10 protein-coding genes and 2 tRNA genes are annotated in these 14,932 nt (G+C 64.6%); 11 read left to right on the top strand and 1 reads right to left on the bottom strand.

The features are described from left to right. Nucleotides 1-70: 70 nt before the first annotated feature. The 6 genes from serA to C3B44_RS06535 all read left to right on the top strand — a co-directional run bounded on the left by serA (nucleotide 71) and on the right by C3B44_RS06535 (nucleotide 8,295). A complete protein-coding gene (gene serA / locus C3B44_RS06560) occupies nucleotides 71-1,654 on the top strand; it encodes a phosphoglycerate dehydrogenase (RefSeq protein ID WP_108431669.1) in 1,584 nt (527 codons plus the stop codon). A gap of 26 nt (nucleotides 1,655-1,680) precedes the next feature. Continuing rightward, nucleotides 1,681-2,700, top strand: coding sequence for a 3-isopropylmalate dehydrogenase (locus tag C3B44_RS06555; RefSeq protein ID WP_108431668.1), 1,020 nt, complete (start codon nucleotides 1,681-1,683; stop codon nucleotides 2,698-2,700). Nucleotides 2,701-2,927: 227 nt separating this feature from the next. Then, nucleotides 2,928-4,448 (top strand): prolipoprotein diacylglyceryl transferase, encoded by a 1,521-nt coding sequence (locus C3B44_RS06550; protein WP_108432596.1) that lies wholly within the window; start codon nucleotides 2,928-2,930, stop codon nucleotides 4,446-4,448. 504 nt (nucleotides 4,449-4,952) lie between these two features. Continuing rightward, the gene (locus tag C3B44_RS06545; protein ID WP_108431667.1) at nucleotides 4,953-6,806 is read left to right on the top strand and encodes a DUF294 nucleotidyltransferase-like domain-containing protein; all 1,854 of its coding nucleotides are present in this window, start codon (nucleotides 4,953-4,955) and stop codon (nucleotides 6,804-6,806) included. Next, nucleotides 6,806-7,426, top strand: coding sequence for an exonuclease domain-containing protein (locus C3B44_RS06540; protein WP_108431666.1), 621 nt, complete (start codon nucleotides 6,806-6,808; stop codon nucleotides 7,424-7,426). Before C3B44_RS06545 ends, C3B44_RS06540 begins: the two co-directional genes overlap by 1 nt. Before the next feature lie 62 nt (nucleotides 7,427-7,488). Further along, a complete protein-coding gene (locus C3B44_RS06535; protein ID WP_108431665.1) occupies nucleotides 7,489-8,295 on the top strand; it encodes a fumarylacetoacetate hydrolase family protein in 807 nt (268 codons plus the stop codon). Between the two features lie 6 nt (nucleotides 8,296-8,301). Here C3B44_RS06535 and C3B44_RS06530 read toward each other — a convergent pair whose 3' ends face one another. Continuing rightward, entirely contained in the window at nucleotides 8,302-9,414 is a 1,113-nt protein-coding gene (locus C3B44_RS06530; RefSeq protein WP_108431664.1) for an isochorismate synthase, read from the bottom strand. Between the two features lie 143 nt (nucleotides 9,415-9,557). Here C3B44_RS06530 and C3B44_RS06525 point away from each other — a divergent pair, with 143 nt between their 5' ends. From C3B44_RS06525 to C3B44_RS06505, 5 genes are all read left to right on the top strand, one after another. Further along, entirely contained in the window at nucleotides 9,558-10,505 is a 948-nt protein-coding gene (locus C3B44_RS06525) for a CE1 family esterase (RefSeq protein WP_158268614.1), read from the top strand. A gap of 32 nt (nucleotides 10,506-10,537) precedes the next feature. Further along, entirely contained in the window at nucleotides 10,538-12,031 is a 1,494-nt protein-coding gene (gltX, locus tag C3B44_RS06520) for a glutamate--tRNA ligase (protein ID WP_108431662.1), read from the top strand. A 154-nt stretch (nucleotides 12,032-12,185) separates the two neighbouring features. Continuing rightward, nucleotides 12,186-12,257: transfer RNA gene (locus C3B44_RS06515), tRNA-Gln, on the top strand. A 33-nt stretch (nucleotides 12,258-12,290) separates the two neighbouring features. Continuing rightward, nucleotides 12,291-12,366, top strand: a tRNA-Glu gene (locus C3B44_RS06510). Between the two features lie 938 nt (nucleotides 12,367-13,304). Next, nucleotides 13,305-14,930, top strand: coding sequence for an AbgT family transporter (locus C3B44_RS06505; RefSeq protein ID WP_108431661.1), 1,626 nt, complete (start codon nucleotides 13,305-13,307; stop codon nucleotides 14,928-14,930). Nucleotides 14,931-14,932 lie beyond the last annotated feature (2 nt).

Genomic DNA, 14,932 nt, shown 5'->3' with positions numbered 1-14,932 from the left:
GATGGACTGTCCGATTGTGGTTGGATGATTGTCAGAAACTCACCCCCTGCATGAAGGAGCCGGATTCTCCGTGTCTAAGCCCGTCGTACTGATTGCCGACAAGCTCTCCCAGGCCACCGTCGAGGCCCTCGGCGACGCCGTCGAAGTCCGCTGGGTCGATGGGCCCAACCGGGCAGAACTCCTCGCCGCGGTCCCGGAGGCAGACGCGCTCCTCGTGCGCTCGGCCACCACCGTGGACGCTGAGGTCATCCAGGCCGCCCCGAACTTGAAGATCATCGGCCGCGCGGGCGTGGGTCTGGATAACGTCGACATCGACGCCGCCACCGACAACGGCGTCATGGTCGTCAACGCCCCGACCTCGAACATCCACTCCGCCTGCGAGCAGGCCATCGCCCTGCTTCTGGCCACCGCCCGCCAGCTGCCCGCCGCCGATAAGAGCGTGCGCGGTGGCGAGTGGAAGCGCTCCTCCTTCAAGGGTGTGGAGGTCTTCGGCAAGACCGTCGGCATCGTCGGCTTCGGCCACATCGGCCAGCTGTTCGCCCAGCGTCTGCAGGCTTTTGAGACCACCGTCATCGCCCATGACCCGTATGCCAACCCGGCCCGCGCCGCCCAGATGGGCGTCGAGCTCGTCGAGCTCGAGGAACTGATGGCCCGCGCCGATTTCGTGACCATCCACCTGCCGAAGACCAAGGAGACCGCGGGCATGTTCTCCGCCGAGCTTCTGGCCAAGGCGAAGAAGGGCCAGATCATCGTCAACGCCGCCCGCGGCGGCCTGGTTGACGAGCAGGCGCTGGCCGAGGCCATTCGCTCCGGGCACATCCGCGGCGCCGGCTTCGACGTCTACGAGACGGAGCCGTGCACCGACTCGCCGCTCTTCGAGCTCGACGAGGTCGTCGTCGCCCCGCACCTGGGTGCCTCCACCGTCGAGGCCCAGGACCGCGCGGGTACCGACGTCGCCGCCTCCGTTCTCAAGGCCCTCAACGGCGAGTTCGTCGCCGACGCCGTGAACGTCTCCGGCGGCCGCGTCGGCGAGGAAGTCGCCGTCTGGCTCGATCTGGCCCGCAAGCTCGGCCTCATCTCCGGCGCGCTTCTCGACGGCGCCCCCGTCGCCCTCGAGGTCACCGCCCGCGGCGAGCTCTCCCACGAGGACGTCGAGGCGCTGGGCCTGTCCGCCGTGCGCGGCCTCTTCTCCGGCATCACGGAGGATTCCGTGACCTTCGTCAACGCCCCGCAGATCGCCGAGCAGCGCGGCCTCGAGTACTCCGTGAACACCGAGACCGAGTCGCAGACCCACCGCAGCGTGCTCGAGGTGCGCGTCTCCGCCGGGGACGGCACCTCCGTGGCTGTCGTGGGTGCGCTGACGGGCCTGGAGCGCGTCGAGAAGATCGTGCGCATCAACGGCCGCGGCCTCGACCTGCGCGCCCACGGCCAGAACCTGTTTCTGCAGTACAACGACGTCCCGGGCGCGCTGGGCACGGCCGGTTCCAAGATCGGCGCCGCCGGCGTCAACATCGACGCCGCCGCCCTGTCGCAGACCACCGACGGCAAGGGTGCGGTGCTGATCCTGCGCGTCGAACACGAACTGGAGGCTAAGCTTGTCGACGACATCGCCTCCGAGCTCAACGCCACCGCTTTCCAGCTCAACCTGGACTAAGAGGCGGAGAAAGGAATCTTCAAGCCATGAAACTCGCAGTCATCCCTGGTGACGGCATCGGCCCCGAGGTCACCGCCGAGGCCCTCAAGGTGCTTTACGCCGTGCGCGACGATATCGAGACCACCGAGTTTAACCTCGGCGCGGAGCGTTACCTCGCCACCGGCGACACCCTGACCGACGAGGACCTCGCCGAGCTTCGCACCCACGACGCGATCCTGCTCGGCGCGGTGGGCATGCCGGGAAAGGTCCCGCCCGGCATCCTCGAGCGCGAGCTGCTGCTGCGCCTGCGTTTCGACCTCGATCACCACGTCAACCTGCGCCCGGCCAAGCTCTACCCGACGGCGACCTCCCCGTTGGCGAACCCGGGCGAGATCGACTTCGTCGTCGTCCGCGAGGGCACCGAGGGGCTCTACGCCGGCAACGGCGGCGGCCTGCGCGTGGGCACCCCGCACGAGGTGGCCAGCGAGGTCTCCCAGAACACCCGCTACGGCGTCGAGCGCGTCGTGCGCGACGCTTTCGAGCGCGCCCAGTCGCGCCGCCGCAAGCTCACGCTGGTGCACAAGACGAACGTCTTGGTCAACGCCGGCAGCCTGTGGCAGCGCACCGTCGACGAGGTCTCCGCGGACTACCCGGACGTGGAGGTCGACTACAACCACATCGACGCCGCAACCATCTACATGGTCACCGATCCGGGGCGTTATGACGTCATCGTCACCGACAACCTCTTCGGCGACATCCTCACCGACCTCGCCGGCGCGGTGACCGGCGGCATCGGCCTGGCCGCCTCCGGCAACATCGATGCCACCGGCACGAACCCCTCGATGTTCGAGCCCGTCCACGGCTCCGCGCCGGACATCGCCGGCCAGGGCGTTGCCGATCCGACCGCGGCGATCCTGTCGGCCGCGTTGCTGCTGCGCCACCTCGGCGACGAAGACAACGCAGTGCGGATTGAGGAGGCGGTGGCGCGTGACGTCGCTACGCGTGGCGACGACGCGATTTCCACCACCGCCGTCGGCGACCGCATCGCCGCCGCCCTGAAGGGTTAACCCGGGGCGGTGGGCGTTGCGCCCCCAGCGAACTATCGGCCTACGCTAATGTTTCTGGCACCCGAACATGAGGAGATAGATCTGTGAAGAAGTCATTGCGCCGGAAGCTGACGGCGTCGGTTGCTACCGCGAGCCTGGTGTTTACCCTGGCTGCCTGCGCCGACAACGGCAACGGAGGGGAGAACAACGGCGGCGATCAGGCGCAGACCGCCGACGACGGTCGCGACATGCTCGCCACGGAAGGCCCCGAGGCGCTTGCCGACGCCGACGGCACCGGACTCGAGGTATCCCAGCGCTTCTTTGAGGAGGCGGATGCGCTCGTCGTCACCAGTGAGGACTACGAGGCGCAGCGCACCGGCGCGCAGGAAGCCATCGACCGCCATGCGCCGATGCTACTTGCCACCGGCGAGAACACGGACGCTATCACCGGTGAGGCCGACCGCCTGGGGGCCTCCACCGTGGTCACCGTCGGTGACGTTCCCTCTTTGGGTGGCGAGGATGCCTCCTTCGAGATCGAAGAGGTCGCTGCCGAAGAGTCCGTCGATCCGGCGCAGGACGAGACTGCCGAGCAGGTCGGCGAGGATGGCGCCGACGCCGGTGCGGAAGAGCCCGTGGATCAGGGCACGACGGTGGATCTGGAGACCGCCCCGCAGAACGAGGACAACGAGGATCCGGACCCGCGTGCTCAGACCACCACTGAGATTGCTGGTATGGAGCCCAGTGAGGATCACCCGGTCGCGCTGCCGCCGATCTTTGTTACGGAGCAGTCCTCGCCGGCGTCTGTTGCCACCGCGAAGGCCGCCGGGGGAGAGGTCCACCTCCTGGAGTACCCGGATCCGCGCATTACCTCGGAGTCGATGGAGATCGCTTCGAGCGGCGACACCATCGCCTTGGGCCAGCAGTTCGGCGACTCCGAGCGTTACGAGGCTGCCGTCGATATGGCCGATAACGGCGAGCTGCCCGGTGGCGGCGGACTCGTTTTCCCGGGTCGGCGCATGATCGCGCTCTACGGGCACCCCTCGGGCGATGCGCTCGGTGTGATGGGTGAGCAGCCGCCGGCTGAGGCCGTCGAGCGGGTCGAGAGCCACATTGAGAACTACCAGCCGCTCGAGGAACAGCCGGTCATCCCAGCCTTCGAGATCATTGTCACGGTGGCGTCTTCCCAGCCGGGTGCCGACGGCAAGTACTCCAACACCTTCCCCGTAGAGGACTACATCGGCTACGTTGACGCGATCACCGACGCCGGCGGCTACGCCGTGCTCGATCTGCAGCCCGGTCGGGCCAGCTTCTTGGAGCAGGCGCAGATGTTCGAAGAGCTGCTCAAGCGCCCGAACGTCGGCCTCGCGCTGGACCCGGAGTGGAAGATCGGCCCCGACGAGCTGCCGATGCAGCGCATCGGCCACGTCGAAGCCGCGGAGGTCAACGAGGTCGCCGACTGGCTCGCCGAGCTGACCCGCGAGAACGACCTGCCGCAGAAGGCGCTGGTCCTGCACCAGTTCCAGTCGCAGATGATCCGCGACCGCGACCAGATCGACACCTCGCACCCCGAGCTGGCCTTCGTCCTGCACGCCGACGGCCACGGCACCCCGGACCTCAAGTTCGAGACCTGGAACGTCCTGCAGGAAGGCCTCGACGGCGAGTGGTTCATGGCGTGGAAGAACTTCATCGACGAAGACACCCCGACCTTCACGCCCGAACAGACCTACAACTGGGTCGACCCGCGGCCCTGGTTCGTGTCGTATCAGTAGGGGGTTATCGGGGGTTCGGGGGTTTCGCGGATCCGTGCTGTTTCTGACTTGGAGCCATGTTGCGGGTGCGCTTCACGAAAGGAGTTGCCCCTAAAGGAGTCCCACGCGGTCGAAGGGAGGTCTCCTTTCGGTAAGGGTGATTTCGACCAGCGCTAACGCACCATGCGATCGGCGGGGTGAGGTGGGCCGGACGGTCGGTTCTGCGCGGTCGGCGGTGACGTAAGGCACTCCGACAGGTGCCGCCGTGGTGTGCGAGCAACCACTGGTGCGCATGAGTCCAGTGGGGTGGCCGGCCGGCGAGTGTTGCGCACCTGTCCCGCCCGGTCCGCGTGTTGTGATACCGCTTCACGAAAGGAGTTGCACCTAAAGGAGTCCCGCGCGGTCGAAAGGAGTACTCCTTTCGATAAGGGTGATTTCGACTTCGTGAGCACCCAGACCCGCAACCCCACCCACACAACCGTGAAAACCCTCACATTCGGTGCGCGAAACCTTTAGTGTGTAGACATGAGCGTCGAACTGGAGGAGATCCGCGACTTCCTTGCTGCCCACGAGCCTTTCCGCCGGCTGCCCGAGGTGACATTGGCAGAGCTGCCGCAGGCGATGGAGATGACCTACGTGCCCCGGGGCGAGACCATCATCACCCGCGGTGAGGTCAACGATTACCTTTACATCATCCGCAGCGGCGCCGTGGACGTGCTCGGTGAGGAAGAGGTCCTGCTCGATCGGCGCGAGCCGGGCCGGAACTTCGGGTATTCCACGCTCGTCGGCGAGCCGGAGTGCCGCTACAGCATGATCGCGGTCGAAGACACGCTCCTGCTCGTTTTGCCGCGCGATCATTTCACTCAGCTCGCCGAGGCGAATCCCGACCTCGAGCGTTACTTCTCCACGCTGTCGCGCCGTATCGCCCACGCCGCCCGCGAGTGGCGCGACGACCCGGCCCAGGATGTGCTGTCCACCCCGGTGAGCACGATGATCAGCGAGCAAACCCCGGTACTCATCGAGTCGACGGCGACTATCACCGAGGCCGCCCGCACGATGGTGGAGAAAAACGTCTCTTCAATACTCGTCACGGACAATAAACGCCTGAGCGGCATCCTCACCGATAAGGATCTGCGCGTGCGCGTCGTCGCCGCCGAGCGTGATTCCTCCCATCCGGTGACCGCCGTCATGACGGCCGATCCGCTCACGCTCACCCCCGACGCGTTGGCTTTCGAGGCGATGCTCGTGATGGCTGAGCACAACATCCACCACCTGCCCGTCTGCGACCACGCAGACATCCTCGGGGTAGTGACCTCGGGCGACATATCGCGACTTTTGCAGGTCAACCCGGTCTTTCTCACCGCGGAGCTCTCGCGTCGCAGCAGGGCAGAGCTGAAAGATACCTATCACCGGGCCGGGGATGCCGTCGCCAGGCTCATCGACCGCGGGGCGAGCTTCAACGAAACCTCGAAGGTGCTCACCACCGTGGCGGACGCTCTCGTGCGCCGCCTCATCGAGCTCTTCGAAGAGGATAATGGCCCTTCGCCGGTCGACTATTGCTTCGTGGTCGTCGGTTCGCAGGGCCGCGTTGAGATGGGGCCGGCCTCGGATCAGGACAACGCCCTGATCCTGGCCGACGACTACGACGAAGAAGCCCACGGCGACTACATCGAGCGCCTCGCGACGTTCGTCTGCCAAGGCCTCGCCGATGCCGGCCAGGCGCTGTGTCCGGGCGAGATGATGGCGATGAACCCGCAGTGGCGCATGACGAAAAGCGCCTGGCTCGACACCTTCTGGCGCTGGATCACCGCCCCGGAGCCGGATGCGCTGCTGAACACCCAGATCTACTTCGACATGCGTGGGGTGGCCGGCAACCTCGAGATGGCTGAGGAGGTCCACGCCGAGGCGGTCGCGAGGGCGCAGGGTTCGCAGCGTCTGCACGCGCACTTGGCGGCGCTGGCGGCGCGTCGCGATCCGCCGCTGGGATTCTTCCGCGGCTTCGTCGTCGAGCGCGGCGGCGAGTATGCCAAGACCCTCGACGTGAAGAAGGGTGGCACGGCCGGCCTGGTGCAGATGGCTCGGCTCTATGCGATCAAGGCGGGTCTGACGGTCGTCGGCACGCGAGACCGCTTCCGGCAGGCTGCTGGGCTGTCGCTGACCCAGCAGGCCGCGGATAACCTCATCGACGTCTTCGACTACCTCAGCAACCTCACCCTCAAACACCAGTCGCAGCAGCTCAAGCTGGGCAAAGAGGCTAACTATCACATCGACCCCGAGCAGCTGAACGCGCTGAATAGACACAACTTGAGGGACTCCTTCCAGATCTTAAAGAAGATGCAAAATGCGCTGGCGACCGCGCATCCGGTGCGGAACATCTGATGTGGCCTTTTCGCCCACCCCAACCTGCCGCCACTCCGAGCTGGGACACACCGATCGATGCGGCCCAGCTTTTGGCTGTCGACGTCGAAACCACCGGACTCGAGCCCAAAAACCACCGCCTGCTCTCCATCGGGTGGGTGCCTATCGACGGCCGCAGCATCCTTCTAGGCCAGGCGGGCTATGTCGTGCTGCAGGCCACCACCGGCGACAGCGTCGGGGCATCGGCGACCATCCACCGGCTTACCGACGACATCCTCGCCGCCGGCGTGGCCCCAGCAGAGGCACTCGAGCAGTTTCTCACGGCGCTGAAAGGCCGGATGATGCTGGCGCATTTCGCCCAGATGGAGCAGGAGTTCTTGGCCGATTTATACCGGCGGGTGCGTGGGGAAAGGGTGCGGTTTCCGGCCGTCGATACCTTAGCGATCGAGCGTCGACACATGGAACGCATGGCGACTTACCCGCGCGGTGAGGATCTTCGCCTCCCGCGGGCGCGGAGGCGCTATGGGTTGCCGGCGTATCGTAACCACAACGCGCTGACCGACGCGCTCGCCTGCGCTGAGCTGTACCTTGCGCAGCAGGGCGTGATCACGGCGCGGACGTTGGGCGATCTCAAGGCCTAGGTAGCGTTGTTACACTCACCCTTAACAAACCTTCACAATTTAACGTGCGTAGTGTTGTCAGCATGCGTTTTGCACGAATTGCTACTCCCGAAGGACTGACCTTCGCCGTCATTGACGGCGAGGGCACGGACCCGAAGAACCTGACCGCCAAGCAGATTGCGGGCACGCCTTACACCGAGCCGGAATACACCGGTAAGGAGTGGGCGTTGAGCGATATCCGCCTGCTCGCCCCGACGCTTCCCAGCAAGGTCGTGGCCATCGGGCGAAACTACGCTGATCACGTCGCGGAGGTGTTTAAGAAGTCGGCCGAAAGCCTGCCGCCGACGCTGTTTATCAAGCCGCCGACATCGGTCACGGGGCCGGGCGCGCCGATTCGCATCCCCGAATTCGCCACCAACGTGGAGTTTGAGGGGGAGCTCGCGGTGGTTATCGGCAAACCGTGCAAGAACGTCTCGGAGGAGAACTGGAAGTCGGTGGTGCGCGGTTTCACCATCGTCAACGATGTCTCTTCGCGGGATTTGCAGTTTTCCGACGGGCAGTGGGCCCGCGCCAAGGGCATCGACACCTTCTGCCCGCTCGGGCCGTGGATCGAGACGGACATCGACTCCTTTGACCTCGACGACCTGCCGATCAAGGCGCACCTGACCCACGAGGGCAAAACCGAGACGAAGCAGGATTCGAACTCGGATCAGATGATTATGTCCGTCGGCGAGATCATCGAGTTCATCACCGCCTCGATGACCCTGCTGCCGGGCGATGTGATTTGCACCGGCTCGCCAGCGGGTACCGAGGCGATGGTTCCCGGCGATTCGATCGCTATTGATATCCCGGGGATCGGCACCCTGGAGAACCCCGTCGAGCGCGCCTAAAAGCGCTTAGAGGTCCAGCGAGCGCAGGATCGTCTTGAGCTTCGCGGTGGTTTCCTCCAGCTCGGTGTCGGCATCCGAGTCGGCGACGATCCCGCCGCCGGCCCAGGCGCGGGCGAGGCGGCCGTCGCCGGCGACCTCGGCACAGCGGATGGCGACCATGTACTCGCCCTCGCCGTCGGCATCGCACCAGCCGACCGCGCCGCCGTAGAAACCGCGGTCGGATTCTGCGGTATGGATGAGCGCTTCAGCCGCGTCGGTTGGGGTGCCGCAGACCGCCGGGGTGGGGTAGAGGCGCAGCGCGAGCTCTAAGGCGGTGGTCTGCGGGTTGCGCAGCGTGCCGATCACCGGCGTGGCCAGGTGCCACATCTCCGCGGTCTGGGTGAGCTCGGGCGTAGACGGGATGTTGAGGTTCTCGCACAGCGGGGCGAGGCCGTGGCGGAGGTGCTCGACGACGTAGCGGTGCTCGTCGAGATCTTTGGTTGAGGCCGCCAGCTGTTCGCCGACTGCTTTATCGGCCCCGGCGTCGGCCTGGCGGGGCGCGGAGCCGGCGAGGGGATAGGCCGTCACAGTCGAGCCCTGACGCTTGACCAGTACCTCGGGGGAGGATCCGACAAGTATGTGGCCTAGACGGCCGGCGGGGGAGAGATCCGCGATGAAACCGTCACGATTGACCGAGCGATCGATGAGACGCGCCGCGACGAGTAGGGGATCGACCGGCGGGTCGAAGGCGATGTCGACCGCGCGGGCCAGCACGACCTTATCCAGCTTCGAGTAGCGGATGGTCTCGAGCGCGGCCTCGATGCGGCGCAGGTGCTCGTGTTCCTCCGGGTCCAGCTGGTCGATTTCGGCGTGTAGGTGGGAGCCGGGGCCGAAGCGGTAGTAGCTATGCGGCTCGAGCGGGCCGTCTTCGCGGATGATCGACGCTGGTACGGTCAGCGCGGCATCCGCGGAGCGCTCGAAGGGGAGGGCGCCGACGACCATCTCGACCTCACCTCGGCGCAGCGCATCGGCTGCTTCCCAGGGGTCAGTGAAGGTCATGCGGGCACCCTGAGTACGCACCGAGCCAGTGGCGCGCGACAGGAGGAAGTCGGGCGCGGTGGTGGGGCGTTTCGCGGACATGTGCCGTGATTGTAGTGGGCGCCGGTCGTTCCGCCCAATGACGGCGAATTACCTGTTGGGGGACAGATAAATATATTTTTAAGTGTAATTGTTAGGGGTATGACATGATTCCTCTCATGCAATCCCACGCATCTGTTAGGAGGGTGTCCTCCCTCGTCGCAGCCTTCGCGGCTTTAGTGATCTCCTGCTCGCTTCTCGGCGTTCCCCGTGCCGAAGCCCAGTCCTCGATCCCGGTGCCCGACGTGCCGCAGTCATCGCTCCCGGAAGTCTCGGAGCTGGCGCCCGGCTCGGCCGTGCCGTGGCGCCCGCCCATCCCGCCGTCGCTGACTCCGCGGCAGTCGCAGGAGATGTCCGTCCAGACCGCTGAGGGAGAGCGCTCCTTCATCCTGCGCGTGCCTGATAGCTACAACGAAGCGAACCCGGCCCCGGTCCTGTTCGCCTTCGGCGGCAGTGGTGACACCGCCGAGAAATTCCTTATCTACTCGCAGCTGCACCGCACCGCCGGCCGCGAGGCGCTGGTGATCTACCCACGCTCGATCAACGGCGCCTGGGAACCCGCTCCGTACTCCACCCTGCGCCCCAACGCGGATGTCGACTTCGTTCGCGCCATCCTCGACGAGGTCCGCAAGAGCTATAACATCGACTCCTCGCGCATCTACGCCGCGGGCATGTCCAACGGCGGCGGCATGGCGGCCACCCTCGCCTGCCGCGCGCCGGAACTCTTCGCCGGCGTCGCCTCCGTCTCTGGCGCGTACTACCACGACGTGGACGAGGGCTGCGCCGGCGGAGCCACTCCGTCGCTGATCATCCACGGCACCTGGGACCACCTCGTGCATTACGACGGCGGCGTGCTCCACGGCGCACCATACTTCTCGGTGCCGGAGCTGCACGGCCGCCAGCTGAAGCGCAACGGCTGCACGGGCGGCAGCACGCAGCACCCGGGCATCGGCACCACCCGCTTCATCGGTGAGGGCTGCGCCGCCGAGACCGAGCTGCTGCGCGTCATCGGCGGCGGCCACAACTGGTACTACATCCCGGATGCCGCCAGTGAGGTCTGGAACTTCCTGTCGCGTCAGCAGCGTCAGCTCTAACTTGTCATTCCCGCTCGGTTAACATTGCGGGCATGACTACACCGAGCAACGTTCGCGTTCGTTTCTGCCCGTCGCCAACCGGCATCCCGCATGTCGGCATGGTCCGTACCGCCCTGTTCAACTGGGGATATGCCCGGAACCAGGGCGGTAAACTCGTTTTTCGGATCGAAGACACCGACGCCGCTCGCGACAGCGAGTACTCCTACCAGGCGATCATCGACTCGCTGAAGTGGCTGGGCCTCGACTGGGACGAAGGCGTTATCACCGGCGGCCCGCACGAGCCGTACCGCCAGTCCCAGCGCGGTGACATCTACGCCGAGGTGCTGCAGAAGCTTATCGACGCCGGCGAGGTCTACCCCGCGTACTCCACCGCCGAAGAGGTCGAGGAGCGGCACAAGGCCGCCGGACGCGACCCGAAGCTCGGCTACGACAACTTCGACCGCGATCTTAGCGACGAGCAGATCGCCGCCTTCGAGGCTGAAGGTCGCAAGCCGGTCTACCGGCTGCGTATGCCGGACAAGAACTGGCGCTGGACCGACCTGGTGCGGGGCGAGATGGAGTTCAAGTCCGAAACGCAGCCGGACTTCGTCGTCGCCCGTTCCAACGGCGCGCCGCTCTACACCCTCGTCAACCCGCTCGACGACGCCCTGATGGGCATCACGCACGTTTTGCGCGGCGAGGACCTGCTCAGCTCCACCCCGCGCCAGCTCGCGCTCTACGAGGCGCTGCAGCGCATCGGTATCACCGACTTCACCCCGCAGTTCGCGCATCTGCCCTTCGTCATGGGCGAGGGCAACAAGAAGCTCTCGAAGCGTGATCCGGAGTCGAACCTGTTCAACCACCGCGACAACGGCATCATCCCCGAGGGCATGCTCAACTACCTGGCGCTGCTCGGCTGGTCGCTGTCGTCCGATCAGGACATCTTCACCATCGACGAATTCGTGGAGAACTTCGACATTGCCGACGTGCTCGGTAACCCCGCGCGTTTCGATGAGAAGAAGATGACCGCCATCAACGCCGATCACATCCGCATGCTCGAGCCGAAGGAGTTCGAGCGCCGCCTGCGGGAGTACTTCAACGACTACACCGACTTCCCGGCCGACTACCCGGACGAGAAGTTCGCCATGGCCGCCGAGCTCACCCAGACCCGCATCAAGACCCTCAAGGAGGGCTACGATCTGCTGAAGTTCCTCGTTATCCCCGACGAGGAGCTCGAGCTCAACGAGAAGGCCGCACGCAAGAACCTCAAGGAGGCTGCGATCCAGCCTCTCGACGAAGGCATCGCCGCCCTCGAGGCCGTCGAGCAGTGGGAGAGCGAGCACATCGAGAAGGCTTTGTCTGAGGCGCTCATCGAGAAGCTGGAGCTCAAGCCGCGCAAGGCCTACGGTGCGCTGCGCGTGGGCATTTCTGGAGAGCAGGTCTCCCCGCCGCTTTTCGAGTCCATGGAACTCCTCGGCAAGGACTCCACCCTGAAGCGCCTGCGCGCCGCCCGCGAGATCACCCCGGTGCCGCCGGCGCAGTCTTAGAGCCTTAATCGCCAGCGTAAACAAAGGGTAAATACCACCTATGCGCTGGCGATTTGTTCTAGTTTCAGGCTTGTGGTTATAGTATTCACCGTTGCACAGCGCAGGGAACAACCCGGTGGAGGCACTCAAAACTGGCCCTGAGCAGTGACAATGATGGCCTATGGTGTAATTGGCAACACAACGGTTTCTGGTACCGTCATTCTAGGTTCGAGTCCTGGTAGGCCAGCAGCGAAAAGCTTGCAGCTGATCGCGTTCCTATGCCCCGTTCGTCTAGAGGCCTAGGACGCCGGCCTCTCACGCCGGTAACACGGGTTCGAATCCCGTACGGGGTACCAAAGAATGCCGGTGGAGTAATCCACCGGTTCTTTTGTGTTGTTTGTGGGGCGTTAGGCCACTATAGATTGCGGGCATGCGGTGTCTCGGCACACAAAGGCTTGAAGGAAGAACCTTGAGGGACGCCAAATCAGGCCATTTTTCGCTGCAAAACCTTGATGGGCGCGCCCTTCAAGCATCTTCCTTCAAGCCTTTGTGCCGTCTCTGTCAGATGTGGCTTGTTGGTAGCGCTTCTCCGGTAAGACGGTAGCGACGGTTTCCGGGTCGCTGGTAGCAGTCATCCGGCTTTGCTGTCACGTCCCCAGGCCCTGGCGGCGCAGACTCCCCAACCCTCAGCAGACCCCGAACGCGGCGGCACCAGTGCTTTCCACACGGCGCAGGGGACAGTGCGTCCCGCGTACCTATGAGTCTCCCGCGATTCATCGATTTCCGATTACGCACGTGCGTAAAACCCGCTCCGCACTATGCCGCGGCATAGTCGCGTAGACGGCGTTTCCTTTCTTCACTAGGCCAGTAGCCCAAGGCGCGGTCCAACAATTCTCTTCGGGCTGATCGTCAAAGGGGCGAGGCACACGAGGAACACTAGGAACATACCGGTAAGCACATTCCGGAGAGGGACTCCGCGGTGCCGCACACCATGGAATGAGGCGTATCGCCGTAGCCTCTGTGCACCCGAGAAGAAGAAATCCCTTCCGTAGTGCCGACACAGGAAACGCCGAACTACAGCGGCCTCCCTAACAGACATTCGTCCGAGCTAGGGGCGTCACCACGTACCCGGAACCCTATGACCAACTACGCGGACACGCACTACCACCTACCCCGAAACCACGCATAAGCGCACAAACCACAGCGTCATATTCGGCAACTAACACTTTGCACATGAAAGTGACATGGGTAACATATGGCGAGTTATTGGCGGAAGAACGCAAAGGGTTAAGCGATGAGCACTCCCACAACAACACCCACAACGAGCAAAGACCACAGATCGACAAGCAGAATCGATCGCTTCCTCAACACGATTGAGTGGCTGGGTAACAAGTTGCCCGAACCGTTCGCCCTCTTCCTCGGACTGTTTCTAATCACGGCCGTCCTGTCCACCGTCATGGCCTGGGTGGATGTCTCGGTCCAGGTCCCGGGTTCCGACGAAACCCTCCACGTCCAAGGCTTCTTCACCGCGGCGGGGTTGACGTGGTTCACCACGACCATGGCGGAGAACTACATCGGGTTCCCGCCGCTTCTCACCGTCTTGCCCATCATGCTTGGCGTCGGTGTGGCGGAGCGCTCCGGGATGCTCTCCGCCTTGATCCGCCAGCTCTTCGGCAGCGCGCGTAAGTGGGTGCTGCCTTATGCCGTCGGTGTGGTGGGCGTGACCGCCTCCGTCATGGCGGATGCCGCGTGGGTCGTCGTCCCGCCGTTGGCGGCGATGGTGTTCAAGGCGGCGGGTCGTCACCCGGTTGCCGGCCTGCTCGGTGGCTTCGCCTCCGTGGGTGCGGGGTATTCCACCGCGCTGGTTCCCACGAGCCTGGATGCCCTGTTCGCCGGCATCACGAACGCCGTGATGGATCCCATGCCGAACCTGGGTGCCACCGCCGTCAACGTGTTGTCGAACTACTACTTCAACATCGTCGCCGCGGTCCTGCTCGGCGTGGTCGCCGGTTTCCTCATCGACAAAGTCCTGGAACCCCGCATGTGGAAGACCAACGTGCCCACCGAACAGGTCGAAAACGGAGCAGCCCAAGAAAATACTCAAGCAAACACCGAGGACGACGACCAGCACGCCAACATCAGCCCGCAGCTCAGCACTGACGAGAAGCGCGGACTCTGGTGGTCTCTGGCCTCCGTCGTGGTTCTCACCGGCATTGTGCTCGCTTCGGTGCTCCCGGAAGCCTCCCCGTGGCGCAACGAAGACGGCGGCTTTTTGCCGGAGAGCCCGCTGCTAGATTCCGTGGTGTTTTTGATCTTCGCCTACTTCCTGCTGATGGGCGTGGTCTACGGCATCGCCGTCGGAACCATTCGCTCCACGGGTGACATGGTGTCCATGATGAGCAAGGCTATGGGCTCTATCCTTGGCTTCCTCGTGCTGGCGTTCATCCTCGGCCAGTTCATCGCGCTGTTTAACTGGAGCGGGATCGGCACCTGGACCGCCGTGGTCGGCGCCGCCGGCCTCGAATCGATCGGACTGACAAGCTTTCCGGCCATCATCGCCTTCATCATCCTGTGTTCGTGCGTGAATCTGCTGATCATCTCGGGCTCCGGCATGTGGACCCTCATGGCCGCGGTCTTCGTGCCCATGTTCGCCCTCCTCGGCTTCGAGCCGGCGTTCATCCAGGCCGCCTTCCGCGTCGGCGACTCCGCCACGCAGGTGATCACCCCGCTGAATCCCTTCATGATTCTGATCATCGGCATGCTGCGCAAGTACGAGCCCGAGGCCGGCCTGGGCACCCTGATCTCTCGCATGCTGCCCTTCGTCGTCCCGTTCTGGCTGACGTGGGTCATGCTGCTCGCGGTGTGGTACTTCGTGGACCTCCCGCTGGGCCCAGGCGTCGGCATCTTCATCGAAGGGTAGGC

The sequence above is a fragment of the Corynebacterium yudongzhengii genome (assembly GCF_003065405.1).
In the GTDB taxonomy this organism is placed as follows: domain Bacteria; phylum Actinomycetota; class Actinomycetes; order Mycobacteriales; family Mycobacteriaceae; genus Corynebacterium; species Corynebacterium yudongzhengii.
Note: the sequence above shows the minus strand (reverse complement) of the source record. Positions and strands in the feature narration are given on the sequence as shown.